This window comes from Faecalibacterium sp. i21-0019-B1, assembly GCF_042852915.1.
Taxonomy (GTDB): domain Bacteria; phylum Bacillota; class Clostridia; order Oscillospirales; family Ruminococcaceae; genus Faecalibacterium; species Faecalibacterium taiwanense.
Window position 1 is genome coordinate 2,146,962 of record NZ_AP031425.1, and the last position, 18,568, is coordinate 2,165,529.

At 58.8% G+C, this 18,568-nt stretch carries 14 protein-coding genes; 3 read left to right on the top strand and 11 right to left on the bottom strand.

Going from position 1 to position 18,568, the window contains the following annotated elements; translation table 11 throughout:
* Window positions 1-114: 114 nt before the first annotated feature.
* From ACGHP1_RS10705 to ybaK, 9 genes are all read right to left on the bottom strand, one after another.
* A complete protein-coding gene (locus tag ACGHP1_RS10705) occupies window positions 115-3,807 on the bottom strand; it encodes a phosphoribosylformylglycinamidine synthase (RefSeq protein ID WP_390509398.1) in 3,693 nt (1,230 codons plus the stop codon).
* A gap of 183 nt (window positions 3,808-3,990) precedes the next feature.
* The gene (gene purD, locus ACGHP1_RS10710) at window positions 3,991-5,295 is read right to left on the bottom strand and encodes a phosphoribosylamine--glycine ligase (RefSeq protein WP_390509399.1); all 1,305 of its coding nucleotides are present in this window, start codon (window positions 5,293-5,295) and stop codon (window positions 3,991-3,993) included.
* Between the two features lie 146 nt (window positions 5,296-5,441).
* Window positions 5,442-6,623 (bottom strand): phosphoribosylaminoimidazolecarboxamide formyltransferase, encoded by a 1,182-nt coding sequence (locus ACGHP1_RS10715; RefSeq protein ID WP_390509400.1) that lies wholly within the window; start codon window positions 6,621-6,623, stop codon window positions 5,442-5,444.
* A 29-nt stretch (window positions 6,624-6,652) separates the two neighbouring features.
* On the bottom strand, window positions 6,653-7,459 hold the full coding sequence (locus ACGHP1_RS10720) for an IMP cyclohydrolase (protein WP_097775216.1): 807 nt from the start codon (window positions 7,457-7,459) through the stop codon (window positions 6,653-6,655).
* A gap of 120 nt (window positions 7,460-7,579) precedes the next feature.
* On the bottom strand, window positions 7,580-8,176 hold the full coding sequence (gene purN / locus ACGHP1_RS10725) for a phosphoribosylglycinamide formyltransferase (protein ID WP_005944461.1): 597 nt from the start codon (window positions 8,174-8,176) through the stop codon (window positions 7,580-7,582).
* Window positions 8,170-9,216, bottom strand: coding sequence for a phosphoribosylformylglycinamidine cyclo-ligase (gene purM, locus ACGHP1_RS10730; protein WP_097775215.1), 1,047 nt, complete (start codon window positions 9,214-9,216; stop codon window positions 8,170-8,172). The genes purN and purM overlap by 7 nt, the downstream gene beginning before the upstream one ends.
* 4 nt (window positions 9,217-9,220) lie before the next feature.
* On the bottom strand, window positions 9,221-10,699 hold the full coding sequence (purF, locus tag ACGHP1_RS10735) for an amidophosphoribosyltransferase (RefSeq protein ID WP_097775214.1): 1,479 nt from the start codon (window positions 10,697-10,699) through the stop codon (window positions 9,221-9,223).
* Window positions 10,700-10,709: 10 nt separating this feature from the next.
* Window positions 10,710-11,210, bottom strand: a complete 501-nt coding sequence (gene purE, locus ACGHP1_RS10740) for a 5-(carboxyamino)imidazole ribonucleotide mutase (protein WP_097781583.1) — start codon at window positions 11,208-11,210, stop codon at window positions 10,710-10,712.
* A 446-nt stretch (window positions 11,211-11,656) separates the two neighbouring features.
* On the bottom strand, window positions 11,657-12,139 hold the full coding sequence (gene ybaK / locus ACGHP1_RS10745; RefSeq protein ID WP_005944468.1) for a Cys-tRNA(Pro) deacylase: 483 nt from the start codon (window positions 12,137-12,139) through the stop codon (window positions 11,657-11,659).
* Window positions 12,140-12,614: 475 nt separating this feature from the next.
* Between ybaK and aroF the strand changes: the two genes are divergently transcribed.
* On the top strand, window positions 12,615-13,628 hold the full coding sequence (aroF, locus tag ACGHP1_RS10750; RefSeq protein WP_097775212.1) for a 3-deoxy-7-phosphoheptulonate synthase: 1,014 nt from the start codon (window positions 12,615-12,617) through the stop codon (window positions 13,626-13,628).
* 180 nt (window positions 13,629-13,808) lie between these two features.
* On the opposite strand, the gene ACGHP1_RS10755 is transcribed toward aroF, so the two are convergent.
* Window positions 13,809-15,638, bottom strand: coding sequence for a carbohydrate-binding domain-containing protein (locus ACGHP1_RS10755; RefSeq protein ID WP_390509403.1), 1,830 nt, complete (start codon window positions 15,636-15,638; stop codon window positions 13,809-13,811).
* A 411-nt stretch (window positions 15,639-16,049) separates the two neighbouring features.
* Between ACGHP1_RS10755 and ACGHP1_RS10760 the strand changes: the two genes are divergently transcribed.
* On the top strand, window positions 16,050-16,472 hold the full coding sequence (locus ACGHP1_RS10760) for a DUF3783 domain-containing protein (protein WP_390509405.1): 423 nt from the start codon (window positions 16,050-16,052) through the stop codon (window positions 16,470-16,472).
* A complete protein-coding gene (locus ACGHP1_RS10765) occupies window positions 16,469-17,551 on the top strand; it encodes an FAD:protein FMN transferase (protein WP_005944473.1) in 1,083 nt (360 codons plus the stop codon). The genes ACGHP1_RS10760 and ACGHP1_RS10765 overlap by 4 nt, the downstream gene beginning before the upstream one ends.
* A gap of 54 nt (window positions 17,552-17,605) precedes the next feature.
* Here the strand turns inward: ACGHP1_RS10765 and ACGHP1_RS10770 are convergent, their stop codons facing one another.
* Window positions 17,606-18,568, bottom strand: coding sequence for a calcium/sodium antiporter (locus ACGHP1_RS10770; protein WP_390509407.1), 963 nt, complete (start codon window positions 18,566-18,568; stop codon window positions 17,606-17,608).

The window sequence follows — 18,568 nt, forward strand, 5'->3', positions numbered from 1 at the left end:
CCCCAGTCGCCTTCCGGCGACAGCCCCCTCGGGGAGGGGGCCTTTCAGCCTCCCTCTCCGAGGGGGGTGGCATCGCATCAGCGATGACGGAAGGAGTTTTTCTCTATTCTACCATCAAATCTTGAAATAGTCCACGCCGCCCTCAAAGATCGGCTGATATTTGTCACCGGTAACGTTCTTGTACAGGTACTCGCCGCTGCGCTCCGAGTGGCCCATCTTGCCGAACACACGACCATCCGGGCTGGTGATGCCTTCGATCGCCAGCACAGAGCCGTTGGGGTTATAGCTCTGATCCATGGTGGGATTGCCCTCGATGTCCACATACTGGGTGGCGATCTGACCATTCTTCATGAGGGTGTCCAGCACCTCCTGCGGAGCCACGAAACGGCCCTCGCCATGGCTGATGGCAACGGTGAACTGTTCGCCCACCTCGCACTTGGACAGCCACGGGCTGCCGGTGGATGCAATGCGGGTGCGCACCAGCATGCTCTGGTGGCGGCCGATGGTGTTGAAGGTCAGGGTGGGATCGTAAGCGGTGATGGGGCGGATATCGCCGTAGGGGACCAGACCCAGCTTGATGAGGGCCTGGAAGCCGTTGCAGATGCCCAGCATCAGGCCGTCGCGCTGCTGCAGCAGACGGCGCACTGCCTCGGTGACTTCCGGGTTGCGGAAGAAGGAGGCAATAAACTTTGCGCTGCCATCCGGCTCGTCGCCGCCGGAGAAGCCGCCGGGCAGCATGACGATCTGGCTGTTATCGATGGCCTTGACCAGTGCCTTGCAGCTCTCGGCCACGTCGGCGGGGGTCAGGTTGCGGATGACCAGGATCTCCGGGTCGGCACCGGCGCGGGCGAAGGCCTTGGCGGTGTCGTACTCGCAGTTGGTGCCCGGGAACACCGGAATGATGACCTTTGGCTTTGCCACACCGATCTTGGGTGCGGCGGGTGCGGTCAGCTTGCCGTTGATCTTTTCCACGGTGGGGCCTGCCTTGCGGTAGGGGTACACCGGCTCCAGCTTGCCTTCCCAGATCTCCTGCAGCTGGGCCATGTCCAGCTTTTCGCCGCAGGCTTCAAAGACGTATTCCTTGGTGGTCTCGCCCAGGATCTCACCGGCGGGCGAATCGGACACCATTTCCAGAACGATGGAGCCGTACATGGGCTGGAACATCTCATGGGTGGTCTTATCCGCACGCATCTTGAAGCCGATGTGGTTGCCAAGGCCCATCTTGAACAGAGCCTCGGCAATGCCGCCGTAGCCCACAGAGCAGGCGGATGCCACCATGCCCTCTTCGATCATGTCCTCCACGATCTTGTAGTTGGCCTTCAGGGAGAAGAAGTTGGGGCAACCGGTCTCGGGGTCGATGATGGGCCGTACCAGCACCACCGTGCTCTCCGGCTTCTTGAATTCGGTGGAGACTACCTTGTTTGCCTTGCCGATGGCGGTTGCAAAGGAGACCAGCGTGGGAGGCACATCCAGCTTTTCAAAGGAGCCGGACATACTGTCCTTGCCGCCGATGGATGCAATGCCCAGACCCATCTGAGCATCCAGTGCACCCAGCAGAGCGGCCAGCGGCTTGCCCCAGCGCTCCGGGGCGGTGCCCAGACGCTCGAAATATTCCTGGAAGGTGAGGTAAGCATCCTCATAGCGGAAGCCGGAGGCCACCAGCTTGGTAACGCTCTCGATGACAGCCATCTGAGCGCCCTTGTACTGGTCTGCGCTCATCAGGAAGGGGTTGAAGCCCCATGCCATGCCGGAGCAGGTGCTGGTCTCGCCGTCCACCGGCAGCTTTGCCACCATGGCGTTCTGCGGGGTCAGCTGATAGGCACCGCCAAAGGGCATGAGCACGGTGGCGGCACCAATGGTGGAGTCGAACCGCTCAGACAGGCCCTTCTTGCTGCAGACGTTCAAATCGCCCACCATGTTCTTCATCTTCTGGCTGAAGGTCAGGCCCTCCCACTGGGGCTGCCAGACCGTGGCCTTTTCCACATGGACCTTCTGGTGCTTCTCGGCACCGTTGGAGTTCAGGAACTCGCGGCTGATGTTCACAATGGACATGCCGTTCCACACCATGTTCAGGCGGGGCTCAGCCGTCACCTTTGCCACAGGAGTGGCCTCAAGGTTCTCTTCGTTGGCGAGGGCAATGAACTTGTCCACGTCCTCGGGGGCCAGCGCCACAGCCATGCGCTCCTGGCTCTCGCTGATGGCCAGCTCGGTGCCGTCCAGACCCTCGTACTTCTTGGTGACCTTGTTCAGGTCGATGTACAGGCCGTCGGCCAGCTCACCGATGGCAACGGACACACCGCCTGCACCAAAGTCGTTGCAGCGCTTGATCATCCTGCAGGCATCCTCGCGGCGGAACAGGCGCTGCAGCTTGCGCTCGATGGGAGCGTTGCCCTTCTGCACCTCGGCACCGCAGTGCTCAAGGCTGTCCAGCTTGTGGGCCTTGGAAGAACCGGTAGCACCGCCCACACCATCACGGCCGGTGCGGCCGCCCAGCAGAACGATGACATCGCCGGGGGCGGGGCACTCGCGGCGGACGTGGGAAGCGGGGGTAGCGCCTACAACGGCACCGATTTCCATGCGCTTTGCCACATAGCCGGGATGATAGATCTCGTCCACCTGACCGGTAGCAAGACCGATCTGGTTGCCGTAGGAGGAATAGCCTGCGGCAGCAGTGGTCACCAGCTTGCGCTGGGGCAGCTTTCCGGGCAACGTCTCACTGACCGGCTTGAGCGGGTCGCCTGCGCCGGTAACGCGCATGGCCTGATAGACGTAGCTGCGGCCGGACAGCGGGTCACGGATGGCACCGCCGATGCAGGTAGCCGCACCACCGAAGGGCTCGATCTCGGTGGGGTGGTTGTGGGTCTCGTTCTTGAACAGGAACAGCCAGTCCTCGTCCTTACCGTTCACATCGCACTTGATCTTGACGGTGCAGGCGTTGATCTCGTCGGACTCGTCCAGATTTTTCAGGATGCCCTGCTTCTTCAGCTCCTTGGCACCGATGGTGGCAAGGTCCATCATGCAGCGGGGCTTGTTCTCGCGGCCCAGATCGGCGCGCATGGCCATGTAGCGGTCAAAGGCCTTCTGCACCACGGCATCGTCGATCTGCACATCGTCCAGAATGGTGCCGAAGGTGGTGTGGCGGCAGTGATCGGACCAGTAGGTGTCGATCATCTTGATCTCGGTGATGGTGGGGTCGCGGTGCTCAGAGCGGAAATACTTCTGGCAGAACTCGATATCGCCAAGATCCATGGCAAGGCCGTTGTCCGCAATGAACTTTTTCAGCTGCTCTTCGTCCAGCTGGTTGAAGCCCTCCAGCACCTTGACCGGGGCGGGCACGGGGTACTCCATTTTCAGGGTCTGCTTGGTGTCCAGCGAAGCCTCGCGGGCCTCCACCGGGTTGATGACGTATTTCTTGATCTCGGCCACCTGCTCGTCGGTCAGGGTGCCTTCCAGCAGATAGACGCGGGCAGAGCGCACCAGCGGGCGCTCGCCCTGACTGATGAGCTGGATGCACTCAGCAGCGGAGTCGGCGCGCTGGTCGAACTGGCCGGGCAGATACTCCACTGCAAAGGACACGCCGTCGCTGGCGGGCAGCTCGGCATAGGTGTTATCCACCGGCGGCTCACTGAACACGGTGTTTGCACACTGGTTGAACAGTTCTTCGTCGATGCCTTCCACATCGTAGCGGTTCAGCAGACGCAGACCGGTAAGCGACTGGATGCCCAGCAGGCTGGTCAGCTCATTTTTCAGGCCGGTGGCTTCCACATCAAAGCCGGGCTTTTTTTCCACATAAATACGATAGACCATTGGGTAGGTTCCCCCTTATGATTCTAAAATTTATCTAGCGTCCTCGCCCTCTCCGTCAGCGCTCACGCGCTGCCACCTCCCCCAAAGTGGGAGGCCTTGGCAGTCCACGCAAAGTTCATGGTTTTGCCAAGGGCTCTCCCTTTGGGAGAGCTGGACGCGAAGCGGCCTGAGAGGGCGAGCCATTTATTCCTTCTCTGCCAGTGCCTTCAGGGCGCGCAGGCCGATATCGCTGCGCTTGTGCAGCTTTTCAAAACTGATCTTCTCTGCCGCCTCATAGGCATGGCTCAGCGCATTGGTCAGCCGCGGGCCGGTGGCGGTGACACCCAGCACACGGCCGCCGGCCGTGACAAGGGTGCCGTCCTCGGTGATGGCGGTGCCGGAGTGGTAGACCGTCACATTTTCCTCGCCGGGCAGCTGGCCGTCCACAAGGCCTGTGATGGGCTTGCCCTTCTCGTAAGCCACCGGGTAGCCGCCGGAAGCCAGAATGACGCAGGCGGCAGCACCGTCCGAGAACTTGACCTTCTCGTTTTCCAGCGTGCCGTTGGTGCAGGCCTGCATGATGTGCAGCAGGTCGCCTTCCAGCAGGGGCAGCACCACCTGCGTTTCGGGGTCACCAAAGCGGCAGTTGTACTCGATGACCTTCGGGCCGTCCGGGGTAAGCATCAGGCCGAAGTAGAGGCAGCCCTTGAAGGGGCAGCCCTCGGCGTTCATGGCCTTGATGGTGGGCAGGAAAATTTTCTCCATGCACTCAGCGGCCACTTCCGGGGTGTAGTAGGGGTTGGGAGCAATGGTGCCCATGCCGCCGGTGTTCAGGCCGGTGTCGTGGTCGTTGGCACGCTTGTGGTCCATGCTGGACACCATGGGCTTGACCACCTTGCCATCCGTAAAGCTCAGCACACTGACCTCGGGGCCGGTGAGGAATTCCTCCACCACCACATGGTTGCCGGATGCGCCGAATTTCTTATCCAGCATGATCTCCTTCACGCCGTCCGCAGCCTGCTGCTCATTTTCGCAGATCAGCACGCCCTTGCCCAGTGCCAAACCGTCGGCCTTGATGACCACCGGGTACTTGCCCTCGGCCTTGATGTACTCCATGACCTTGGCGGGGTCGTCAAAGGTCTCGTACTTTGCGGTGGGGATGCCGTATTTCTTCATCAGGTCCTTGGAGAACACCTTGGAGGCCTCGATGCGGGCAGCGGCCTTATCCGGGCCAAAGGCCGGGATGCCCACTGCTGCCAGCGCATCCACCATGCCCAGAGCCAGCGGGTCGTCCTGCGCCACCACAACGTAATCGAACTTTTCTTCTACGGCAAAGCCCACCATGGTGTCCACATCGGTAGACTTGATGTTTTTGCACTTTGCGTCATAGCTGATGCCGCCGTTGCCGGGTGCGCACCAGATCTCGCCGCAGTCAGGGCTCTTTTTCAGTGCCTTGATGATGGCGTGCTCGCGGCCACCACCGCCGACAACCAGAATTTTTTTCTTCATAATTGCACCTTCTCTATGCATCGGCACGGCGGAAGTTTCTCCGAGGACCGTCCGCTGGGGTTGGACCCTGCCGCCGCAGGCCGCAGGGCGGGCGATGGAATGGCCCGATTCGTGTCCGAGGAGGAAGCTTCCGCTGTGCCGTACTATCAGTGATGGAACAGCCGCAGGCCGCAGAAGGCCATTGCGATGCCGTACTTGTTGCAGGTGTCAATGACCTGCTGGTCGCGGATGGAGCCGCCGGGCTGCACGATGGCGGTCACGCCGGAGCGGCGGGCACGCTCGATGTTGTCGCCGAAGGGGAAGAAAGCATCCGAGCCAAGGCACACGCCGGTCACTTTGCTCAGATATTCCTTCTTTTCCTCAGCGGTCAGCGGGGCGGGCTGCTCGGTAAAGGTCTCGGCCCACACATCGTCGCCAATCACATCCTCGGGCGTATCGCCGATGTAAACATCAATGGCGTTGTCGCGGTTGGGCTTTGCCACATCGTCGCGGAAGGGCAGGTTGAGCACCTTATCCATGTGGCGCAGCTGCCAGTTGTCGGCCTTCTGGCCTGCCAGACGGGTGCAGTGGATGCGGCTCTGCTGGCCTGCGCCCACGCCGATGGTCTGGCCGTGGTAAGTGTAGCACACGCTGTTGGACTGAGTATACTTCAGGGTGATGAGTGCAATGACCAGATCACGCTTCTGCTCTTCGGTCACGTCCTTGTTCTCGGTGACCCAGTTGTTCAGCATGGTGTCAGCGTTGATGACCAGCTCGTTGCGGCCCTGCTCAAAGGTGATGCCGTACACCTGCTTGTGCTCGATGGGAGCGGGCTGGTAGGCCGGGTCGATAGCGACCACATTGTAGTTGCCCTTCTTCTTGCCGGACAGGATAGCCAGTGCCTCTGGCTCGTAGCCCGGGGCGATGATGCCGTCGGACACCTCGTGCTGGATCAGCTTTGCGGTGGGCACATCGCAGATGTCCGAAAGGGCGATCCAGTCGCCAAAGGAGGACATGCGGTCCGCACCGCGTGCACGGGCATAGGCATTTGCCAGCGGCGACAGCTCCATATCCGGGGCAATGTGGTACATTTTGCGTTCCACATCGGTCAGGGGCAGCCCCAGCGCTGCGCCTGCCGGGGAAACGTGCTTGAAGGAAGCTGCTGCGGGCAGACCACAGGCAGCTTTCAGCTCCTTGACCAGCTGGATGGAGTTGAGCGCGTCCAGAAAATTGATGTAGCCGGGCTTGCCGTTCAGCACAGTGACCGGCAGGTCAGAGCCATCTTCCATATAAATGCGGCTGGGCTTCTGGTTGGGGTTGCAGCCGTACTTCAGTGCCAGTTCGTTCATTGGTGCATCCTCCTTATTTCTCTATTGTTTTAGTCCTGTTTTTCCTCTGCGTCAAGCTTTTTGAGCAGTTCCAGCTCTTCGGGCAGCAGCTCCGGCTCCTCGGGGTCGTCCAGATCGCTGCACACGGCATCGTACTTGTTAAAGATCATGTCGCCGGTCTCGCCGGAGTCCAGATCAATGACCCGGGCAAACAGGCTCACCTTGTTGTCCGGGTTCAGGCTGCTCCACAGACCCTGTGCAAAATCGCCGATGGTGCGGGGGCAGGCAAAGCGCAGCGGCTCACCCTCAAAGCTGGGGATGGGATTTCCGTTGTGCTTGTAGGTGCTGATGAAATGTCCCTCGCCTGCAACGGGCTGCGGGTAATCAAAGAAATAGCGCTGCACGCTGTCGCCATTGCCGTCCGCAGACTTGAGAATGCTCATCTGGTAGCTGCCGTCGGCGTACACCACAGCGGAGATGCGGGGGGTGTAGTTGGGGCCGTCCGGCTCAAAGGTGCGGGTGCGCAGGGCATCGGCAAAGCTCTTACCCTGACTCATCAGGTCATAAATGGTATCGGTCTGGTCGCCGTTGGTCACGATATGGGTCTTGCCCAGCGTCAGCACCGGATTGTAAATAATGAGGCTGGGGTCCTCCAGCTTTGCGGGGTCCGCTGCGATGGTGCAGATGCCGCCGCGCTCGGGCACGGGGTCAAACACGCGGTTGCGGCTGTTCTCGCTGCGGCCCATGATAAAGTAGCCAATGAACATCTGGCGGCCATCCGGAGCCATTGCCACAGCAATGCCGCGGCCGGGATACTCGTTGGATGCCAGATACTCGTTCAGGTTGATCTTTTCCATGTCAAATTCTCCTATTACGGAACTCCCCCAGTCGCCTGCGGCGACAGCCCCCTCGGAGAGGGAGCCTTGCCTCCCTCCTTGAGGGAGGTAGCACGCCGTCAGGCGTGACGGAAGGAGTTTTCACTCAATTTCTCCGCTGCACACCATAGCCACGGCCTTAGGCAGCAGCTTCCACTCGGCCTGCTCCATCACACGCTTCTGCAGCACCTCGGGGGTGTCGCCGGGCAGGATGTCCACGGCCTTCTGCAGCAGGATGGGCCCGCCGTCGCACTCTTCGTTCACGAAGTGGACGGTGGCACCGGTCACCTTACAGCCCCGGGCCAGAGCCGCTTCGTGCGGACGCAGACCGTACATGCCTGGCCCGCAGAAAGACGGGATGAGTGCCGGGTGCACATTCAGGATGCGGCGGGGATACGCTTCAATGACACTGGGCCCCAGCACGGACAGAAAGCCTGCCAGCACCACCAGATCGATGTTGTGGTCTTTCAATGTTTTCAGCAGAGCTGCGTCAAAATCCTCACTACTGGCGTAATCCTTGCGGCGCACCACGCAGCCTTCCACACCGGCCTTTGCGGCCCGTTCCAGCGCATAGACACCGGGCTTGGAGGCCACCACAAGGGTGATCCTGCCGTTGGGGTTCTCGCCCCGGGCTTCGCTGTCCAGCAGAGCCTGCAGGTTGGTGCCGCCGCCGGAGACTAAAACTGCAATGTTCAGCACAGCTCCACGCCCTCACCTTCTGCAATGACGCCCAGACGGTAAGCTTCCGGCTCACCGTTTGCGTGCAGGATGTCCAGTGCCTTGTCGGCCTGCTCTGCGGGGACGGTGAGCACCATGCCAACGCCCATGTTGAAGGTGTTGAACATATCGTGCTCGGAGATATTGCCGGTCTTCTGCATCAGCTGGAACAGAGCCGGGGTGCGGACATCTGCCTTGTTGATGCGTGCGCAGCAGCCCTTTTTCAGGCTGCGGGGAATGTTCTCGTAGAAGCCGCCACCGGTGATGTGGGAAATGCCCTTCACATCCACCTCTTCCAGCACCTTGAGCACAGGCTTGACGTAGATCTTGGTGGGAGCCAGCAGGGCCTCGCCCAGCGTCTTGCCGCCCAGCTCTGCAGGGGCAGTGTGCAGCACATCGGGGTTTGCGTCAATGTCAAAGATCTTGCGCACCAGCGAGAAACCGTTGGAGTGCACACCGGTGGAAGGCAGGGCAAGGATCACATCACCGGCTGCCATGGTCTCGTTGCTCAGGATCTTTTCCTTATCCACAACGCCCACGGTGAAACCGGCCAGATCGTACTCCTCCTCCGGCATCATGCCCGGGTGCTCGGCAGTCTCGCCGCCCACCAGAGAGCAGTCGGCCTGCACGCAGCCCTCAGCCACACCCTTGACGATCTCTGCGATCTTCTCGGGAATGTTGCGGCCGCAGGCGATGTAATCCAGGAACACCAGCGGCTTTGCACCGGCGCAGATGACATCGTTCACGCACATAGCCACGCAGTCGATGCCGATGGTATCGTGCTTGTCCATGATCATGGCAATTTTCAGCTTGGTGCCCACGCCGTCGGTGCCGGAGATCAGCACCGGGTGCTTGTAGCCGGTGCAGTCCAGCTCAAACAGGCCACCAAAGCCGCCCAGACCGCCAATGCAGTGCTCGTTCATGGTGCGGGCCACATACTGCTTCATCAGTTCAACAGAGCGATAACCGGCGGTGATATCCACACCGGCGGCTGCATAGCTTTCAGAATAGCTTTTTTCCATGGTCTTACTCTCCTAACTTTTTCTCGTCCTTGGGACGGTCGTTCAGGTGGCGTTCGTGAATATCGGTGGAAAGCACCTCGTCCGGCTTCACGGCATATTCGCCGGTAAAGCAGGCGGTGCAGAATCCGCATTTTGCGTTCTTTGTAAGCTGGACAACATGCTCAGTGGAAAGGTAGCCCAGCGTATCGGCCCCGATCACTTCATTGATCTGCTCGACCGTGCGGCCGGTGGCCACCAGCAGCTTCTGATCCGGGATGTCAGTGCCGAAGTAGCAGGGGTACTTGAACGGCGGTGCCGACACCATAAAGTGCACCTCGGTGGCACCGGCGTCCCGCAGCAGCTTGATGATGCGGGCAGATGTGGTGCCGCGCACGATGGAATCATCCACCAGCACCACCCGCTTGCCCTTGACTGTGCTGGAAACGACGTTCAGCTTGATGCGCACGCTGTTCTCGCGCTGCTTCTGGCTGCCCTGAATGAAGGTGCGGCCAATGTATTTGTTTTTGATAAAGCCGATGCCATAGGGAATGCCGCTCTCCTGCGAGTAGCCGAGCGCTGCATCCAGACCGGAATCCGGCACGCCGATGACCACGTCCGCTTCCACGGGGTGTTCCTGTGCAAGGAACCGGCCAGCCTGCTTGCGGGCCTCGTGCACCGAGCTGCCCTCGATGATGCTGTCCGGGCGGGAGAAATAGATGAACTCGAACACGCACATTTGGGTGTCCGGCCGACCGCAGTGATCCTTGATGCTGCGCAGCTCACCGGTTTTTGCGTCTGCTACCACGATCTCGCCGGGCTCCACGTCCCGCAGCAGGGTGGCACCGGCAGCGTCCAGTGCACAGCTCTCGCTGGCAAATACGTAGCCGCCGCCGGGCAGCGTGCCGATGCACAGGGGCCGATAGCCGCGGGGGTCACGCACTGCAATGAGTTTGGTGGCCGACATGATCACCAGACTGTAGGCACCCTCCAGCACATCCATCGTCTTGCTGATGGCGGTCTCGATGCTGCCCATGCGCAGGCGGTTGCGGGTGATCAGGTAGCAAATCACCTCGGTATCGGAGGAGCCGTGGAAGATGGCACCCTCGTTTTCCAGCTGGCGGCGCAGCTCGATGGCATTGGTCAGGTTGCCGTTGTGGCACAGTGCCATGGTGCCGCGGCCGTGCCGGACGATCATGGGTTGTGCATTGGCGCGCACACGGCTGCCTGCCGTGGCGTAGCGCACGTGACCGGTAGCCATGTGCGCATTGGGGTTTGCCAGACTTGCCAGCACCGCCGGGGTGAACACCTCGTTCACAAGGCCGAGGTCGCGGTGGCCGTTGATCACGCCATCATCGTTCACGGCGATGCCGCAGCTCTCCTGACCACGGTGCTGCAGGGCATACAGAGCCGAGTAGGCCGCAGCGGCCACATCCTCGGTACCGGCACGGTCGTAAATACCGAAAACGCCGCATTCTTCGTGCAGCGGATATGCAAAATCAGACATTGGTTCTCCTTTACAGCTGGGCGATCTCAGCCTGCAGCTTTTCCTCTTTGGCAGCGATCTGTGCGGCCATGGCGGTGCGCTCTGCTGCCAGCTTTTCGGCCAGAGCGTCGTCGCTCAAAGCCAGAATTTCCGCAGCCAGCCATGCGGCGTTCTTGGCACCGTTCAGAGCCACCGTTGCCACCGGGATGCCGCTGGGCATCTGCACCGTGGCAAGCAGGGCATCCATGCCGTCCATGGCACCGCCCTTCATGGGAATGCCGATCACCGGCAGGGTGGTGTTGGCAGCAAAGGCACCCGCCAGATGTGCTGCCATGCCTGCTGCGCACAGGATCACGCCGAAGCCGTTGGCACGGGCGCTTTTGGCAAACTCCGCTGCCTCGGCAGGGGTGCGGTGTGCCGAAAGGATGTGCGCCTCAAAAGGGATGTCCAGCGCTTTCAGCTGGGCACATGCGCCCTTTACCACCGGCCAATCGCTGTCAGAACCCATGATCACAGCCACTTTACGAACCATATCCAAACCTCTCTTTCTCAACCGACAAACAAAAAAGGCTGCGGTACACCCGTACCACGGCCTTTAATTCTGCGTATGCTCTCCCGACGCTTTGCACAAAGTTGCACGATGCCCCTGACATGCCCGAATGTTGTTTCGACCCATGAGACCCGGCAGCATCTTCATCATTGAAGTTCTCCTCCGCAGTTCCTTGTGCTTGCGTTTTCAGGCGGCGGAAAAGCCCTTTCTGCGGGCCGCCGTCCCTGTACTACATACAGTTTACGGCAAAAAAACATCTTTGAAAAGAGTGTTCCCACAAATTCTACCTTGTGTTTTCATGCCGTCAAAAAACTTTCAAAAGTTTTGTGCAGTTTCGACATTGTTTTTCTTTTTAAGTATGACTTATAGTTTAAGTATATTTTATGTAAATAGGATGCGTTAACTTTTTGTACAATAGACGGACTTTTTTAAAAAATAATTTTTGCTGTAATTGCCCGTGCAGCACGGATGAGGTCCGCCGGGGCACAGCACACCTGCGTGCCGATGCGCCCGCCGGAGACATAGACCTTCTCCTGCGTCAGCACGCTCTCATCGAACACAGTCTTATACTGCTTTTTCATGCCTACCGGGCTGCAGCCACCGCGCACATAGCCGGTGACCTTGTTGATATCGGCCACATGGATCATGGCAACGCTTTTTTCGCCCACACTGCGGGCAGCGGCTTTCAGATCCAGCTCTGCTGCCACCGGAATGACGAACACAAAATAGTTTTTGCTATTGCCCTGCGTCACCAGCGTCTTATACACGCAGGCAGGGTCTTCGCCCATGCTGCCTGCCACATCCACACCTGCCACGGCAACGCCCTCTTCATGAGCGTACTCGTGGGCGGTGTAGGGCACCTTCTCGCGCTCCAGAATGCGCATGGCATTGGTTTTTGCTTCTTTTCCCATCTCTGATATCCCCTTTGCTTGTATTGAACCCTCTCAGGCCGCTTCGCGTCCAGCTCCCCCAAAAGGGGGAGCTTATGCGCGGTAACTGGCTGATCCTCTTTCACCGTGAAGTAATGCCCCATAGAAAGCAGTAAAAAGCTCGCCCTTCGGGAGCAACAACAACGACCGCCGCCAGTGGCGGATACAGGGAGTTGTTGTTGGGGCAGCGGCCAGCAAAGCACGAGTGCATTTTTGCACGAAGTGATTGCTGGGAGCCGCAACCCGGCAAGTGTCATTGCGCAGCAATGACTGAGAGGGTTCTTTTTTATTCTACCACTTTCTTCAAAAAAATTCAAAATTCTCTTGACTTCAGTTTCCTGAAGTGATATCATAGCGTCACACACTTCAGAACCCTGAAGTTTGACACTGCAAGCTGCGGCAAAGGAGCCGGTCTCCCTCGCCGTTTCACACGATAAGGCAAAGGAGACAAAGCACTATGATCATCGTACTCAAACAGAACGCACCTGAGGTACAGGTACGCGAGTTCTGCCACGAACTGCAGGATATGGGCCTGCAGATCAACGATTCCAAGGGCAGTGAGAGCCACATTCTGGGCCTGATCGGCGACACCAAGGCCGTGGCCGAGAGCTGGGTGCTGGCAAACCCGGTGGTGGAGACCTGCCGCCGCGTGACCGAGCCTTATAAGAAGGCCAACCGCAAGTTCCACCCGGACGACAGCGTGATCGATGTGGACGGCGTAAAGATCGGCGGCGGAAACTTTGCGGTCATTGCAGGCCCCTGCAGCATTGAGAGCGAGGAGCAGATCACCTACTGCGCACAGCGCGTGAAGGCTGCGGGGGCTTCCCTGCTGCGCGGCGGCGCATTCAAGCCCCGCACCTCGCCCTACTCCTTTCAGGGTATGCGCAGCGAGGGCCTCGACCTGCTCAAGCTGGCACGCCGCGCCACCGGTGCTCCCATCGTGACCGAGATCATGAACACCGAGCACCTGCCCCTGTTCGAGAATGTAGACCTCATTCAGGTGGGTGCCCGCAACATGCAGAACTTTGAGCTGCTCAAGGCCGTCGGCCGTCAGAAGAAGCCGGTGCTGCTCAAGCGCGGCCTTGCCAATACGCTGGAAGAGTTCGTGATGAGCGCCGAGTACATCATGGCTGAGGGCAACGAGAACGTCATCCTCTGCGAGCGCGGCATCCGCACCTTTGAGACCAGCATGCGCAACACCCTCGACCTTGCCGGTGTGGTGATGCTGCACAAGATGACCCACCTGCCCGTTATTGTGGACCCCAGCCATGCCTGCGGCCACGCATGGATGGTGCCGGATCTGGCAAAGGCCGCTGTTGCTGCCGGTGCCGACGGCCTGATGATCGAGGTGCACAACAACCCCGCCAAGGCAAAGTGCGATGGTGCCCAGAGCCTGACCCCCGACCAGTTCGATGAACTGATGCAGTTCATTGGCAAGGAAGTGGAGTTCTTTGGCAAAAAGCTGAACTGATGATTTGAACTATCCTCTGCGGAATTATTATTTTGTGTTTGCAACGAGGAAGATCCTGCGGGATCTTCCTCGTTGCTTTTTTCACACTGCATCTTCCGGTTCTGCCCCTTTTCCTGTAAAAAAAAACAACCCCGGGGCGCTTGCGGTCACCCCGGGGTTGTTACAAGAATGATCTACTTTTCAGGAGATCAGGCTCTTTTCCTTGGCCTTATCCCAGACAAGGCAGGTTTGGAGCTTGGTCACATAGCGATAGGGGCGGAACTCGTTTTCCTTCACATCGTCCATCAGACCCTGCTCTTCCATCCAGCTGGCAGCCTGCCGCAGATGAAGGTCGGCGTCATCGATGTCGCTGAAGCTCTTCACCGTCTGCGGTTCCGGGCAGCCGGCCTTTTCCCAGATCAGGGTCGCCAGACCGGCGCGGTTGGAGGGCATGGGGACGCCGGGCATATTCAGCACGCGATAGATGCCGGTTCCGGTTTCGTAAATGCCCCACACGGCTGCACCGGTCAGCGCAACAGCCGCAATGCCGGTCACCACATCGCTGCTGCCGCCGCCGCTCGGGTTGTCGATGTCATCATTTCCACCCTGACACAGTGCCGTGACGGTCACATTGCAGTCGGGCATTGTAAAGGTGATGGTCTGGGGGTCGTCCCTAGCCGGAGTCCAGTCCAGCTCTTTGCCATCGTCACGCACGGCGCTCCAGCCGAGGAACTCTGCGCCCTCTGCGCCCTCCGGGAGGTTTGCCGTCACGGTCACGAGGGTGTTTTCCGGCACAACGGTGGTAGTATCCAGCTCCTGCTCCCCGGCACCGATGTTAGCGGTTGCCTTCGCATTTTCAGCGGTGACGATTTTGCCGTTGGCCGGGGCAAGATAGCGGTATTCCACGCCATCATCGCCGCGCTTATAGCCGATGATGTATCTGGGATCCACGCTGACGAGTTTCAGCTTGTTCTGATAGCTGAGATCCTCGTTTTCCAGCGTGATATGACGGCCGCGGCTTGGATCGTCGGTCAGGATCGTTGCCGTACCGGTAAAGGTCTTTTTGATGTTGATCGTCTGGTCAGCACCCAGATGGATATTGCTTTGGGTGTTGTTCTCAAAGGCCGCGTTCTTCAGGGTCACTTCGGAACTGCCAAGGTCCGCCAGACGGATGCCGTCTTTTCCGCCCTTGATGGTGCCGCCGTTGATCTGTGTATCGCCGAAATCGCCGTTACAGTCAATGACCGCGGCATCTGGATTCGTGCTGGCGACCGTACCGCCGTTCATGCGCAGGCCGCCGCGGTTTTTGATGGTGCAGTCGGCATCCGAGGTAATGGTGCCGCCGTTGATCTCCACACGACCCCAGTTGTTTTGGATGCAGCTTGCCCCCTCAGATTCCAAAGTGCCATTATTGATTGTTACCGTTCCATTGTTAACAATGCAGCTTTGGTTTGTCGTTTTATAGTTTCCGCCGTTGATTTCAACAACTGCACCGGTATAATTTTCAACGATAGTACTCGTCTTGCCGTCGACGGCAACTTGCGGTGTAACCGTAACATCTGTCAGCGTCAGGTGTCCCTGGTTTTGGAACTCACTATAGCGCGATGACGTTTTGGTAAATGTTCCACCGTTGACATACACCGTATTAGAGCCCGTCGTCACGGCATACCCGGTGTTCGTCTGTATATTAACATTATTCAGGGTAAGAGTGTTGTTCGTTCCCTGGACCATGATCATGTTTCGACCCGGTGCTATATAGGTGCCGCCATTTATAACGCTCTCCACACCATTGCTTGCAGTACTTAGGTCGTAAAAATGCTGTCCGTTCAGTGTCACCGTGTGATTATCGGTGTTTTCAATCGTCACCAGTTTTGCATTTTCCACCCAGATAAAGACCTGATTATCCCGCGTAAACTTCACGTTACCAGCAATGTGAATCGTCACTTCATCATTATCGCTGGCATTAACGGTAATGCCTTCCGTATAAGTGTCTCCCTTTATCTCGTAATCACCGCCCTTGGTGATTTTCATGCCCGTAGTGGGGATCGTCGTGGCCGTTTCCGCGTTTTCCTGTGCAGTTACGCCATTTTCAGGCGTACCCCCCCCGAGCAAGTGCATTGACCGGAAGGACAGATGTCATCATGCATGCCGCAAGCACTGCACTGATGAACCGCATCTTCTGTTTTTTCATCCTCAAAACCTCTGCTTTCTGTTAAATTTCTGAGACTTATGTCTCGCATTTTTAGTATAGCACCTCTATTTTCTGCATACAATCTTCACCTGCACTGAAATTTGCCTTGTAATTTCTTCTAATTTTTGTTGCCTTTGCTCGAAATTCTCTGAAACTTTTCCCGGTAGTACCGGCCCCCCGGCATTCCATTTTTTGCGTATTTGTGTTATACTATAGTGTATTTGCAATCCACCCTGAAATGAGGTTTTTTTATGAAAGCACATATCGCACGCAACCAGAACGCCGGTGTCCCGCTGATTCTGGGCTGGAACCTTTCCCCCGCTGACCGCGGCAAACTGGAAGGCATGGCTCCTGCCTTTGGCATGAAGGTGCTGCTCGTCTCCCCTGCCGATGCGGGCAAGACCGTGGCACAGCTGCTGGGCGAGGTGGAGACCAAGGCCGCCCGCACGCTGGTGCTGGAACCGGGTGCCTACCCGCCGGCAGTGGTTCTGGCCAACTTCAAGGAGAAGGATGTGGACACCCTGCTGGATCTGATGAAGCAGGCACAGGTCACCATTCCGCTCAAGGCCGTTGTGACTCCCTCAAACCGCAGCTGGGTGTTCGGCGATCTGCTGGCCCACCTGCAGGAGGAGCACGCCGCCTTTACCGCCGCAAAGGAGAACCACACCGTATGAAGACCCGCGCAAAACGTTTCGTCAGCGCCCTGCTGGCCGGGGTGCTCTGCCTGAGCCTGCTGGCAGGCTGTGCCTCCAAAAAGAAAGAGCTTACCCGCTATTCCACCGTTTTTTATGATGTGTTCGATACCGTAACGCAGGTGATTGCCTACTGCGAGAGCGAGGAAGAATTCAATACCCAGATGGATGCCCTGCACGCAGACCTTATTACCTATAACCAGCTGTATGATATCTACAACGATTACCCCGGCGTGACCAACGTCAAGACCATCAACGACAATGCCGGCAGCGCTCCGGTGGAGGTGGACGACCGCATCCTCTCCATGCTGGAGCTGGCCGACCAGATGTACCAGACCACCAACGGCAAGCTGAACATTGCCATGGGCAGCGTGCTGAATATCTGGCACAATTACCGCGAAGCTGCCGAAGCCGCCGAGACGGATGCCGACAACAAGCTGCCCACCATGGAAGAGCTGGAAGCAGCCGCCCAGCACTGTGATATCAACAACGTGATCATCGACGCAGATGCCAAGACCGTTTATCTGGCCGACCCGGAAATGCTGCTGGATGTGGGCAGCGTGGGCAAGGGCTACGCCGTGGAAATGGTGTGTCAGGCTGCCGAGGCCCGCGGCCTGACCAGCGCTCTGGTGAGCGTGGGCGGCAACCTGCGCGCCATTGGTGTAAAACCGGACGGCAGCCAGTGGACCGGCGGCGTGGAAAACCCATGGAGCTCTTCGGATGTATACACCTCGGATTCCATGCTGGACGGTGCCATCAACATGAGCGATATGGCCCTTGTGACCAGCGGCGACTACCAGCGCTACTACGTGGTGGACGGCAAGCGCTACCACCACCTGATCGACCCGGACACCCTGTTCCCCGCCGCCTACTTTAACGGCGTGACCGTGCTGTGCAGCGACTCCGGCCTTGCCGACTGCCTGACCACCGGCCTGTTCTGCCAGCCGCTGGAGGACGGGATGAAGATCGTGGAAAGTCTGGACGGCGTGGAAGCCATGTGGTGCACACCGGATCAGCAGGTCATCACCTCTTCCGGCTGGGATTCCCATTTGAAAAAATAACCCTTAAAACGGCAAAAGGCCGACGCAGTACTGCGTCGGCCTTTTGCTGTTTTATCAGATGGTGAACTGCACCACACAGAATGCCGCGTAAATGCACAGCAGCGCAATGCCCTGCGGGCGGCTCAGCTTGCCCTTGAAGAGGGCGGGCAGGGTGAGCAGCAGCATCACGGCGAACATGACCGGGAACTCCAGCACCAGCGATGCATTGTGGCCGAAGAGCATGGAGTTCTGCGGGATGGTGAAGGGTGCCACCGTGGCGGAAACACCGCTCACCAGCACCAGATTGAACACGTTTGCACCAATGACATTGCCCAGCGAAAGTGCACCGTGGCCCTTTGCCAGCGAGGTGATGGCCGTTACCAGCTCCGGCAGCGAGGTGCCCAGTGCCACAAAGGTGAGCGCGATCACCGACTCCGGCACGCCCAGTGCCTGTGCGATCAGGGTACCGTTATCCACCAGCAGGTTGGCACCCACGGCAATGAGCACAGCGCCCACGGCCAGCAGACCCAGCTCCTTGGCAAAGGATGCACTTTCTTCCGGTTCTTCCTCTTCTTCCGGGGCGGGGGCGTTCTTCATGGCCATCACGTTGCAGATGATATACGCTACGAACATGGCCAGAAGGATCAGGCCCACCGGGCGGGAGAAGTAGCCGGTGGTGTAGGCCACACCGGCATAGAAGGCCGCTGCCACAAAGAAAAACAGCACCGGCGTGCGCAGGCTCTTGGGGTCTACCTTGCCCGGCTTCACCGCAATGGTGAGGGCCGCAATGAGCGATGCATTGCAGATGATCGAACCGATGGCGTTGCCGTAGGCGATCTCGCCGTGGCCGGTGAGAGCCGAGGTGGTGGAGACCATCACCTCCGGCAGGGTGGTGCCGATGGACACCACGGTGGCACCAATGAGCAGCTCCGGCACATGGAAGCGGCGGGCAATGCCCGTGGCACCATCCACGAACCAGTCACCGCCCTTGATGAGGCACAGCAGGCCCACGATGAACAGCAAAACAGGAATGAGCAT

Bases quoted from the DNA above. Each gene is read 5' to 3' on its own strand.
- ACGHP1_RS10705 (WP_390509398.1), bottom strand. From the start codon at position 3,807: ATGGTCTATCGTATTTATGTGGAAAAAAAGCCCGGCTTTGATGTGGAA.
- purD (WP_390509399.1), bottom strand. From the start codon at position 5,295: ATGAAGAAAAAAATTCTGGTTGTCGGCGGTGGTGGCCGCGAGCACGCC.
- ACGHP1_RS10715 (WP_390509400.1), bottom strand. From the start codon at position 6,623: ATGAACGAACTGGCACTGAAGTACGGCTGCAACCCCAACCAGAAGCCC.
- ACGHP1_RS10720 (WP_097775216.1), bottom strand. From the start codon at position 7,459: ATGGAAAAGATCAACCTGAACGAGTATCTGGCATCCAACGAGTATCCC.
- purM (WP_097775215.1), bottom strand. From the start codon at position 9,216: ATGGAAAAAAGCTATTCTGAAAGCTATGCAGCCGCCGGTGTGGATATC.
- purF (WP_097775214.1), bottom strand. From the start codon at position 10,699: ATGTCTGATTTTGCATATCCGCTGCACGAAGAATGCGGCGTTTTCGGT.
- purE (WP_097781583.1), bottom strand. From the start codon at position 11,210: ATGGTTCGTAAAGTGGCTGTGATCATGGGTTCTGACAGCGATTGGCCG.
- ybaK (WP_005944468.1), bottom strand. From the start codon at position 12,139: ATGGGAAAAGAAGCAAAAACCAATGCCATGCGCATTCTGGAGCGCGAG.
- aroF (WP_097775212.1), top strand. From the start codon at position 12,615: ATGATCATCGTACTCAAACAGAACGCACCTGAGGTACAGGTACGCGAG.
- ACGHP1_RS10755 (WP_390509403.1), bottom strand. From the start codon at position 15,638: ATGAAAATCACCAAGGGCGGTGATTACGAGATAAAGGGAGACACTTAT.
- ACGHP1_RS10760 (WP_390509405.1), top strand. From the start codon at position 16,050: ATGAAAGCACATATCGCACGCAACCAGAACGCCGGTGTCCCGCTGATT.
- ACGHP1_RS10765 (WP_005944473.1), top strand. From the start codon at position 16,469: ATGAAGACCCGCGCAAAACGTTTCGTCAGCGCCCTGCTGGCCGGGGTG.
- ACGHP1_RS10770 (WP_390509407.1), bottom strand. From the start codon at position 18,568: ATGCTCATTCCTGTTTTGCTGTTCATCGTGGGCCTGCTGTGCCTCATC.